General features: G+C 43.4%; 10 protein-coding genes. 8 read left to right on the forward strand and 2 right to left on the reverse strand.

Annotated features, from left to right (window positions below):
* Positions 1-173: 173 nt before the first annotated feature.
* On the forward strand, positions 174-533 hold the full coding sequence (psb28, locus tag O9332_RS14110; protein ID WP_002757021.1) for a photosystem II reaction center protein Psb28: 360 nt from the start codon (positions 174-176) through the stop codon (positions 531-533).
* On the opposite strand, the gene O9332_RS14115 is transcribed toward psb28, so the two are convergent.
* On the reverse strand, positions 521-652 hold the full coding sequence (locus O9332_RS14115; protein ID WP_283160160.1) for a hypothetical protein: 132 nt from the start codon (positions 650-652) through the stop codon (positions 521-523). The genes psb28 and O9332_RS14115 overlap by 13 nt on opposite strands.
* A 99-nt stretch (positions 653-751) precedes the next feature.
* Here O9332_RS14115 and thyD point away from each other — a divergent pair, with 99 nt between their 5' ends.
* Entirely contained in the window at positions 752-1,699 is a 948-nt protein-coding gene (gene thyD, locus O9332_RS14120; protein ID WP_287971753.1) for a thylakoid membrane protein ThyD, read from the forward strand.
* A gap of 44 nt (positions 1,700-1,743) precedes the next feature.
* Positions 1,744-2,529 (forward strand): hypothetical protein, encoded by a 786-nt coding sequence (locus O9332_RS14125; RefSeq protein ID WP_288026082.1) that lies wholly within the window; start codon positions 1,744-1,746, stop codon positions 2,527-2,529.
* A gap of 1 nt (position 2,530) precedes the next feature.
* Here the strand turns inward: O9332_RS14125 and O9332_RS14130 are convergent, their stop codons facing one another.
* Positions 2,531-3,256, reverse strand: a complete 726-nt coding sequence (locus tag O9332_RS14130; RefSeq protein ID WP_002757025.1) for a GUN4 domain-containing protein — start codon at positions 3,254-3,256, stop codon at positions 2,531-2,533.
* Positions 3,257-3,484: 228 nt separating this feature from the next.
* On the opposite strand from O9332_RS14130, the gene lysA reads away from it, so the two are divergent.
* From lysA to O9332_RS14155, 5 genes are all read left to right on the forward strand, one after another.
* Positions 3,485-4,882 (forward strand): diaminopimelate decarboxylase, encoded by a 1,398-nt coding sequence (gene lysA, locus O9332_RS14135; protein ID WP_288026085.1) that lies wholly within the window; start codon positions 3,485-3,487, stop codon positions 4,880-4,882.
* A 423-nt stretch (positions 4,883-5,305) separates the two neighbouring features.
* Complete coding sequence (gene cdaA / locus O9332_RS14140) at positions 5,306-6,226, forward strand: diadenylate cyclase CdaA (RefSeq protein ID WP_002757027.1); 921 nt, start codon at positions 5,306-5,308, stop codon at positions 6,224-6,226.
* Positions 6,223-6,972 carry a polyprenyl diphosphate synthase gene (uppS, locus tag O9332_RS14145; protein ID WP_002757028.1) on the forward strand — a complete coding sequence of 250 codons (750 nt, stop codon included), beginning with the start codon at positions 6,223-6,225 and terminating at the stop codon, positions 6,970-6,972. The genes cdaA and uppS overlap by 4 nt, the downstream gene beginning before the upstream one ends.
* Positions 6,973-7,225: 253 nt before the next feature.
* A complete protein-coding gene (locus tag O9332_RS14150; RefSeq protein WP_002738222.1) occupies positions 7,226-7,540 on the forward strand; it encodes a DUF1825 family protein in 315 nt (104 codons plus the stop codon).
* Positions 7,541-7,670: 130 nt separating this feature from the next.
* Positions 7,671-8,783, forward strand: coding sequence for a hypothetical protein (locus O9332_RS14155; protein WP_002757036.1), 1,113 nt, complete (start codon positions 7,671-7,673; stop codon positions 8,781-8,783).
* Positions 8,784-9,658 lie beyond the last annotated feature (875 nt).

A 9,658-nucleotide genomic window follows, 5' to 3' on the forward strand; every position in this document is an offset into this window, starting at 1 on the left:
AAATCCTTATCTGGCAAGAGACTTAATTGATTAGTTCGCTCTAGATAAGAAATAATTGACAAAAATCGCTAAATGCCTTTCTATATAAGGGTTCCATCCCTTATAACCCCCGTCCATTGCATAACACAAACCGAAGAGCCAAAATCAATAACTAAAATTTTATAGCTATACCTATGACCACTCCCACGATCGAGTTTTTTGTCGGTTTATCAGAAGAATTAAGCGGTGTTAGTCTCCGCAAAAATAAAAGTACCGGGATTCGCAATGTCCTGATGACTTTTAAAACCCTGAAAGCGATCGAACGTTTCCAAAGTTTCACCACCCGCACCTACGGCGATCTCCGTCTCACCGATGAGGAAGGAGTGATTATAGTTATTCCCAACTCGACTAAGTTTATTTTTGGAGGAGATGAAGGAGATGAAATTCAACGGGTAGAATGTGGTTTTGAAATCACCGATGAACACTGGGAGCGTTTTCTGCGCTTTATGAATCGTTATGCAGCCGCTAACGGGATGGGGTATCAGGATAAGTGAGAAGTGGGAAGTGGGGTGTAGGGTGTGGGGTGTAGGGTGTGGGGAGAACAAATAAAAATAATCTCCTGACTACCGACTTGAAAGAGGGTGTAGGGTGTGGGGTGTAGGGAAAGAAACATCTTTCATCTGTGGGGGTGAAAATTTTTTCATCGGGACTGACTCCTGAACTCTGATAGCCAAAAACCAGCTAAAATAAGGATAAATTTAGTCAAGAAACCATGAAAATAGCGATTACTGGGGCGACGGGATTTGTGGGTAGTAGATTGGTGGTCAAACTCTATGATCGCGGCGATGACATCCTAATTTTGACTCGCAATCCCGATAAAGCCCGAAGAATTTACCCAAAGTCAATCTATCCTAAGATAGAGATTATTCCCTATATCGCCACAGAATCGGGGGATTGGCAAAAAGAGATTTGCGGATGTGACGCGGTGATTAATCTAGCGGGAGAACCGATTTCGGAACGCTGGACCGGTGAAGCAAAACGAGCAATCGTCGCTAGTCGGGAAATCGGCACCGAGAAAATTGTCGAGGCGATCTCGCGTAGCGAGCGCGTTGCGACCGCACTGGCCGACCAGAAACCGAAAGTTTTAATTAACTCCTCGGCGATCGGTTACTATGGAACCAGTGAAACCGCTAGTTTTGACGAAAATAGCCCTCCCGGTGACGATTTTCTGGCAGATGTCTGTAAAAAGTGGGAAACAGCAGCCCAAAAAGTTAAAGATTACGGCACTCGTTTAGTCATTCTTCGCACGGGTATTGTTTTAGGCAATGGGGGGGCCCTGGGGAAAATGATCCCACCCTTCAAACTTTTTGCCGGCGGACCGATTGGGAGCGGTCGTCAGTGGTTTTCTTGGATTCATCGGGATGATTTAATTAATTTAATTATCTATTGTCTCGATCGCCAGGGAATTAGCGGTACTTTCAACGCTACTGCACCCAATCCCGTCCGGATGAAAGAATTCTGTCAGATTTTAGGGGAAGTAATGAATCGTCCTTCTTGGTTGCCAGTGCCAGATTTTGCCCTCGAAATTCTCTTGGGAGAAGGAGCAAAAATCGTCTTAGAAGGTCAAGAAGTGCTGCCAAAAGCCACTCAAGCGATCGGTTTTGACTATCGTTATCCTAATCTAGAAGCGGCCTTACAAGAAATCGTCCCGAAAATGTAGAAAGCTGATACACTGGGGGGAAAAATTCTCAATACTAACGGTCTATGATGAATCTTTCCGAGCCGACAGCAAATTATTGTTTTTGCACTTTAGCCCTAAGAGAAAAGTATCAAAAATTAACTAAAACTTTGGCTGAATATTTACAAAAATACGCCCCTCAGAGCAGTCTAGTGGTGGGAACTGATGCCCCTCAGTATTTTGATAATAGTCCCAATGTTATGGCTTTTAAACATACTCAAAAAGGTATTTTACATTGTTATAATGATAAACGCTTTGTTCTAGAAGAAAGTTTAAAGTTATTTCCGACAGCTATTTTTATCGATGCGGATACAAGACTAATAGAATCATTACCGGACAATCTTGATTTTACTCCAGGTATCGTTGGTTGTCATCAGAGTATGGTTGAGCATAATAAAAAATATCGTCCTCGGGATTTACCTAATTTAATCAGGGTTTCTGAAAAACTAGGAATTCCGAGTGAACAAGTAAATTGGATTGGAGAGTCTTTATTTATAGTCACTAGAGATGGAGGGAAAGAGCAAGAGTTTTTGCATTTTTGGGGGAAGATAGCACTCTATTTAGAAATGAAAGGAATGCACAGTGGCGAAGGCAGTATTATGGGACTAGCGGCAGCAAAAGTCGGGTGGACAGTAGATACCGGTGAAGCTTGGTTAATCCTCAAAAATAAAAGCAATCACCTTGATGCCAGTTATCAACCTCCCATTAAAAAAGATTTTTGGCAACCCCTCCAAAAAAGACTAGGCTATCATTATCGTCTCAATTTAGCCCGACTGAATGCCCTAAAAAACTACGATTTTTACTATCGCTAATCTATTTTTCACTCCAGACGGGATGGGAGAATAAAGAGGCGGCCACTCTCACCCCGCGCAGTTGATTTAACAGGGGTAAATGGCCCACGGGAGCGCTTAAATCCCAGATAAATTCCTGCGGGTATTTTGTCCAATTATTGCCATTTTTCCAGCCAATTTTCGGCCAGAGTTTCGGGAAATCTTGACCGACACCGAGCCATAATTTGCGCTGCACCGACCAACCGAATTTCCCTTCCGAATGAACTAACCAAAGATTATCAATAGTCTGAATGTCAACCTTGGGAAAAGCTTCTACTTCCGTAAAATAGACCCATTTCCTCTGTATTGCCCCTTCTCCTGCTAATTCACAGAGTTTTTGACGGGTAAGACTATCGGCAGTTTGAAAATCCTGTTTAGCCAATAATTCCTGTAAAAGTCGATAATCGATACCTTTAGCACTATCGAGGGGAACAACCCCCGTGGGAAAATAATTAGCTAAAAATTCCTTGCTCTGAGCGCTATTATCTTGATAGAGCAATTGATAAGCCTTACCTGTCACCAGATTAACGGGAGTGGGACGCTGGGCTAATAAAAAATCTCTCAATACAGTTAGGCCACCTTCTCCGGCCCCAGCTAATTGTGTCAGGATCTGTAATTGATTTTTCGGCGACTCGGTGGCTAATTGACTCATCTTACGGGTAATATCCTCGCTCTGTTCTTCTACTAACACGCCATTCTGGTCAGTCATATCATCACTTTTAAGACCACTCCTTCAATACTATTACCACTATTTCGGGGTCGCTGCTCGATTTTTTCCAGACAAAAAAGGGATTTTTAGCGGGTGGTTGATCGTACACTGAAAGAGAGAACTATTTTGGTTATCTAGATCACCGACGGTCAAATTTCCCTTGACTGAATCGGTGATGGGCAGAGATTGTAACAAAAATTATCGATTGCTTGACAAAAAACACCGATTATGCTATCAACTGAACCTAAAATCAGCAATTCCGGACAAAAATATTTAGCCTATCAAGATTGTCTATCCCCGAATCAAACCCTGTTACCCCTGACAGCCAAGGTTAATAACCGCGATTGTCTAGAAATCGGTGGTTGCGATGTGACCACCCTAGTGGAGCGTTTCGGTTCACCCTTGTATATTGTCGATGAAGTTACCCTCCGCACTGCCTGTCGTCAATACCTGCAAGGTTTCCAGACACATTATCCCGGAGAATCTAGGGTAATTTATGCCTCGAAAGCGTGGAATTGCCTGGCTGTATCGGCCGTGGTCGCTAGTGAAGGATTAGGTTTTGATGTGGTGTCGGCCGGAGAAATTCATACGGTGTTAACCGCTTTAGACCAGATCAATAAAACCGCTGTGCCGATATACTTTCATGGTAATAACAAATCGATCGCCGAGTTAGAATATGCGATCGAGCATAACTGCATTATTATCGTTGATAACTGGCTAGAACTAGAAAATCTGGTTAAATTAGGCGAAAATCGTCCTGATACCCCTATTCCGATCCTGTTGCGTTTAACCCCCGGCATCGAGTGTCACACCCACGAATATATTCGCACGGGTCACTTAGACAGTAAATTTGGTTTTGACCCCCATCAAATCGAAGCGGTATTTGACTATGTTTTAGCTCATCCGCAGCTGAATTGTCTGGGTTTACACGCTCACATCGGTTCCCAGATTTTTGAACGTCAACCCCACCAAGACTTAGCCTCTGTGCTGGCAGATTGGTTTAAATTAGGATTAGAACGGGGTTTACCCCTAGAGCAATTAAATGTGGGTGGTGGTTTAGGAATTCGCTACCTCGAAAGTGATGACCCCCCAAGTATCGAGGAATGGGTGCAAGCAGTGTCCTTAGCAGTGGCCAAAGCTTGTCAGGAAAGAGGTATCGCTTATCCCCTGCTCATTGCCGAACCGGGACGCTCTCTGATTGCCACCGCTTGCGTAACGGCCTATACAGTGGGTAATCGCAAAGAAATCCCCGAAATCCGCACCTATATCGCCGTCGATGGCGGAATGTCCGATAATCCCCGACCGATTACCTATCAATCGGTTTACCGGGCCGTGGTCGCTAACAAAATGAGTCAAGAATGTCAGGAAGTGGTGACAATAGCTGGAAAACATTGTGAATCTGGCGATATTCTAATTAAGGATATTACGCTACCGAAAACCAACCCGGGGGATATTTTAGTGGTTTTAGCCACAGGAGCCTATAACTACAGTATGGCTTCTAATTACAACCGCTTACCCCGTCCGGCGGCGGTAATTGTCCAAAATGGAGAAGCTAATCTGATCCTTGAACGGGAAAATCTGGCGGATTTGCTGCGTCAAGACCGTTTACCGAAAAATTGGGTTTAAAGCCTCGCCCTTTTAGGGCGACTTTATAGGATGTATGATATTAAGAATAGCGGGCAGGGTAAGCAACCGCTTAAAAAACCCAGTCATCAACCGATGAACGCACCTTGAAAACTAGAGTTATGGGGTTCTATAGGGGAATGCTCCTATAGGTAAAAGCTCTAAGCGTCAAGTACCAAAGAAACCAATTATTTTAGAGGTTTTGAACTGTATCGTAGGGCATACGAGAACAGGCTTCTGTAATGGAGCGAAAGTCTGAGGAGAGAACCACCTCTGGGTTGGATTTCGCCAGGAATCTAATTCAAGTGGACTCGTTGAGCCAGAAATTCACAGCAGTGATGCTAGAAGAATCCACGTCCGTTTACGGCGTGGGGTATGTCAACCAATCGACTCTCCTTAATATAAACCTCATCGCTATCGTCCCCCATGTCGGGTTTTTTTCTGGACCCTCGCCGGTTATTGTCCTGGATTCTCAGCCATGGTCTGTCAGTCCTAGACTTTGGGTTAGTTCTCCTCCTTACCTATATGCTGCTGCTAATTATCGGCGAGCGGCGTACCTTTTGGATGGTGCGAGGACTAATCTACTTAATGCTGGCCTCGGTGATTAGCGATGCCCTAGGATTGCGCTTGCTGGGGTTAGTCCTAGAAAAATTGATTTTGGGGGCAGCCGTAGCGATCGCTGTGATTTTTCAGTCGGAATTTCGCCGTTTTTTAGAATTATTGGGCAAAGGTCAAGTATGGGAATTATTTAAAAAAAGTTCCCCCACTCCCAAGACCGATAATGTCATTGATGAGTTAGTGGACGCGGTGAAGGATCTATCTCAAAATCGCACCGGTGCGCTGATGGTATTAGAAACCAGTGGCAATCTCGACACCAAGGTGTTTGTCAATCCGGGAGTGATGCTAAATGGCGAAGTATCTAAGGAATTAATTCAAACTATTTTTCAAACTAAAACTTTACTGCACGATGGGGCTGTATTTATTCGGGGCGATCGAGTGGTGGCCGCTGGTGTTATTCTACCCCTATCGGAGCGCAGTACCTCTAGGCAATTAGGCACCCGTCATCGGGCAGCCATGGGCATTACCGAAAGGCTAGATAATTGTATCTGTATTGTGGTTTCTGAGGAAACTGGCTCGATTTCCCTCGCGTCGGGGGGTAATTTGGATCGGCCTTTAACCAGTAGTAAACTAAAAGAGCTGCTCGAAGCGAAGTTTTCTCCGTCGGGAGAGGGGGAAGTGGTCGCACCGAGTTGGGGACGTTTAGGGCGTACAATTGGCTTAAAAGGTCGTCTAATCTTAGAAAAATTCTCCCGTTCGCCCAGCGCAACCCCGAAAGATAGAAAATGACTGTTAAACCGAGCTTATCACCAGAATTACCTACGGATTTAGATAAAAACCGTTTGCCTCAGCACGTCGCAGTGATTATGGATGGGAACGGTCGTTGGGCGAAAAATCGTGGTTTACCCCGGATTATGGGCCATCAACGGGGAGTAGATGCACTCAAAGACTTGCTGCGCTGTTGTCGCGACTGGGGGATTCCCGCTTTAACTGCTTATGCTTTTTCGACGGAAAATTGGGGTCGTCCCCTGGAGGAAGTAGAGTTTTTAATGACTCTATTCGAGCGGGTTTTGCGGCGGGAATTAGAAGAAATGATGCAGCAAAATGTCAAAATTCGCTTTATTGGTAATTTATCAGCCTTGCCAGAGTCTTTAAGACGGGAAATTGCTAAATCTCAAGCAGAAACTAGCAAAAATTCCGGTATTCAATTTACGGTGGCTACTAATTATGGTGGCCGAGAGGAGATCGTGCAAGCTTGTCAGGCGATCGCTCGTCAGGTGCAACAGGGTTTAGTCTCCCCAGAAGCGATCGATGAATCTCTCTTTGAACAGTATCTTTATACTGCTGGGATTCCTAACCCAGACCTGTTAATTCGCAGTAGTGGGGAAATGCGAATTAGTAATTTTTTACTATGGCAAATGGCCTACGCGGAAATCTATGTTACTGACACCCTCTGGCCCGATTTCGATCGAGTGCAATTTCACCGCGCTTTAAAAGATTATCAGGGTCGTCATCGTCGTTTTGGCAAATTATAAGGGCTGCAGCCCAAATTGCTCAAAATAGCCACTGTGGGGCAGTTAAAGGACAATTTTTGATTTTTACAAGAGGTCTGATCACTTTTAATCTTAAACTCCCTGGGGCAACGGTTAAACTGCGACGAGAGGTCGTTTGTGATCTGCTCGATTTCCCCAATACGGTAATCCGTAAATCGGCTGGAGCTAGACTTTTTCCCCGGCTAAAATAAAATAGGGGAGAGAATAACTATCGACGATAAGCAGTTTTAAGATTATGGGATTCTTTGACTCAGAAGTGGTTCAACAGGAAGCTAGACAGCTATTTGAAGATTACCAGTCTCTCACACAACTAGGCAGCGAGTACGGTAAATTCGATCGAGAGGGTAAAATAATCTTTATCGATAGGATGGAGGAGTTAATGGAACGCTACAAGATATTTATGAAGCGTTTTGAGTTATCTGAGGATTTTTCCGCCCAAATGACCGTAGAACAGCTAAAAACCCAATTAGGTCAATTTGGTATGACTCCCCAAATGATGTTCGACCAAATGCAGCAAACCCTTGAACGGATGAAGGCAGAGATTCGCTAAAATTGCCGATATTTATCGGGTATTGGCTGCCTTTTACCCGATAATGTCCTCTCCAGATTACTGCTCGGAAAATTGGGGTTTCTGCGGTTTTTTGAGAACAATGATCTAATAATTTTAAGTAGGTTAGCTGATGAACTCCAGGCCAGATTCACAAGAGAATATTGAGCCACCTCAGTATAGTGAAAAAACTAACCGCATTCAGGCAATCAGTCAACTGATTAAGGCAATAACCCCGTTAATTTGGGCTATAGTTGTTCTAGTGGTTATCTTGCCTCTTTTAGGGAAAATTTGGCTAGGAACTGCCGGCAATGAACCGTTAAAAACTAGGGTTGCTACCGAAACTAACCTAGAGATTCCCATCACTATACCCGAAAAATCTAACAGTCAAATCGATCGGGAGATTAGCCAAGCTTTACAGACAGCGAGAGCAAATTCTCAAAGCTTCGCCCTAGGAGAAATTGAGGGATGGGTGGAGGAGTTGATGACACGAGTAGATCAGGGTTTTCTGCCTTGGTATTTTAACTATTTCAATCAAAAACAATTTGAGGGCAAGGCCTTTTTAAGCGGATTATACTCCTCGATCGCTCACTGGGTCAATACAGATAATCCACCCCCGGAACAGGTGGTGGCAGAAAATTTGACCAAAACTATTCAAACCGAGTTTACTAAACGGGTAATTCGTCCCCAAGAGGCTCAATTGCGTCTAGAGAGAATTACTAGGGATGCCGTTAATTTATATGTCAATAATTTAAGCAATGAATTAGAGAATATTCAGGCCAGTTATCAAATTCCCCAAGGTAAATGGGATCGTTATCTTAGCGATATAGCCATAACAATTCAAGATACCGAGGGCAATATTTCTAACACATCAATTAAACTTTTAGTCGGTGGTGCCACTGCTTTGGGAGTTAAATCTCTCATCCCAGTGGTGAAAGTGGGCAGCACAGTTTATTTGTCCCTAGCGGGAAAAACCGGGGCGAAAATTGCCACTAAAACCGGTGGAGCAGTAGCGAGTAGTTTTGGCGCAGAATTAATCGATCCAATCGTGGGAATTGGTTTGATAGTTTGGGATTTATGGGACTATCAGCACCGGGTAAACATTGAAAAAACGATTCTGCGGGATACCATTTTTAATTATTTACAGGAAGTCAAATATGATCTAGTCAATAATCATCAAGGTAGCGTCCTTTCCTCTATTTATCAAATTGAAGCCAGTGTCAATAAATCCTTAGTGAGAACCTAAGTAGGGTTGGCTGAAAAAGTTTGTTGGTGGGGTTAGGAGTCAGGAGTACAATTGCATGAATGGGGCTATTATGAGGAATAAAAATATATTTATGAATCTATTCTTTCTATTAAGAGTAAATTAGATACTGGAGTAAAGTTTAAAAAAAACTGAGAAAATACACAAAATCCAGATACGCTAAAAAAGTATATCTTCACTTTCAAAGCGTAAAGCGCGAAAGCGCAAGCGCGTCGGTGAAACCGAGGGTTCCTTCAAACCGACATTTTAGGTAAGTATCTAATCACAATTAATTACACATCTAAGCCACTACTCCGTCAGACTTCTGCTGTGATCAGTAAACAGTGAACTGAAAACTCAAATCCGCTCCCGTCTCCTGTATCCCGTCTCCCGTCTCCTGTCTCGGAGTCTCCTGTCTCGGAGTCTCGACTAGGAAATTAATTTTGCACGACTACTTAAATATAATATTCGAGACCTAATTTTTTTGATTGATTTATTAATAACTTTAATTTATATTCCCTTTCTTGTTGTTTTTTTTACCTATTAGTATAGTCGTTGCTATTTGGGAAGAAATGACTGAGGACAAAGATTAAAAGGAGTATCCCCCATTTCTTCTTATCAAATGGCCTTAGCTCATCATAAAGGTCAAAGGTATTAAAGGTGTAAAGGTTACTGCCAACCGCGCAAATTAAAATAACCCACACAAAAATCAGCCCCTTTTCTGTAAAATTGGCAATAAATGGGACTCAATATGATCAAAAATGCGCGGCATATTTTTAATCCGTAGGGTGCGCTCTTCGATAGCGTAACGCACCGACAATTGTGGTGGGTGATTTTGGTTATGGTGGTGGGTTACGCGTTGCTAACCCACCCTACTG

It is taken from the genome of Microcystis sp. LE19-10.1B (genome assembly GCF_027530565.1).
Lineage (GTDB): Bacteria > Cyanobacteriota > Cyanobacteriia > Cyanobacteriales > Microcystaceae > Microcystis > Microcystis aeruginosa.

Coding starts and splice junctions, on each gene's coding strand:
- O9332_RS14155 (WP_002757036.1), top strand. CDS start 7,671: ATGAACTCCAGGCCAGATTCACAAGAGAATATTGAGCCACCTCAGTAT.
- uppS (WP_002757028.1), top strand. CDS start 6,223: ATGACTGTTAAACCGAGCTTATCACCAGAATTACCTACGGATTTAGAT.
- psb28 (WP_002757021.1), top strand. CDS start 174: ATGACCACTCCCACGATCGAGTTTTTTGTCGGTTTATCAGAAGAATTA.
- cdaA (WP_002757027.1), top strand. CDS start 5,306: ATGTCGGGTTTTTTTCTGGACCCTCGCCGGTTATTGTCCTGGATTCTC.
- O9332_RS14125 (WP_288026082.1), top strand. CDS start 1,744: ATGATGAATCTTTCCGAGCCGACAGCAAATTATTGTTTTTGCACTTTA.
- O9332_RS14115 (WP_283160160.1), bottom strand. CDS start 652: ATGTTTCTTTCCCTACACCCCACACCCTACACCCTCTTTCAAGTCGGT.
- lysA (WP_288026085.1), top strand. CDS start 3,485: ATGCTATCAACTGAACCTAAAATCAGCAATTCCGGACAAAAATATTTA.
- O9332_RS14130 (WP_002757025.1), bottom strand. CDS start 3,256: ATGACTGACCAGAATGGCGTGTTAGTAGAAGAACAGAGCGAGGATATT.
- O9332_RS14150 (WP_002738222.1), top strand. CDS start 7,226: ATGGGATTCTTTGACTCAGAAGTGGTTCAACAGGAAGCTAGACAGCTA.
- thyD (WP_287971753.1), top strand. CDS start 752: ATGAAAATAGCGATTACTGGGGCGACGGGATTTGTGGGTAGTAGATTG.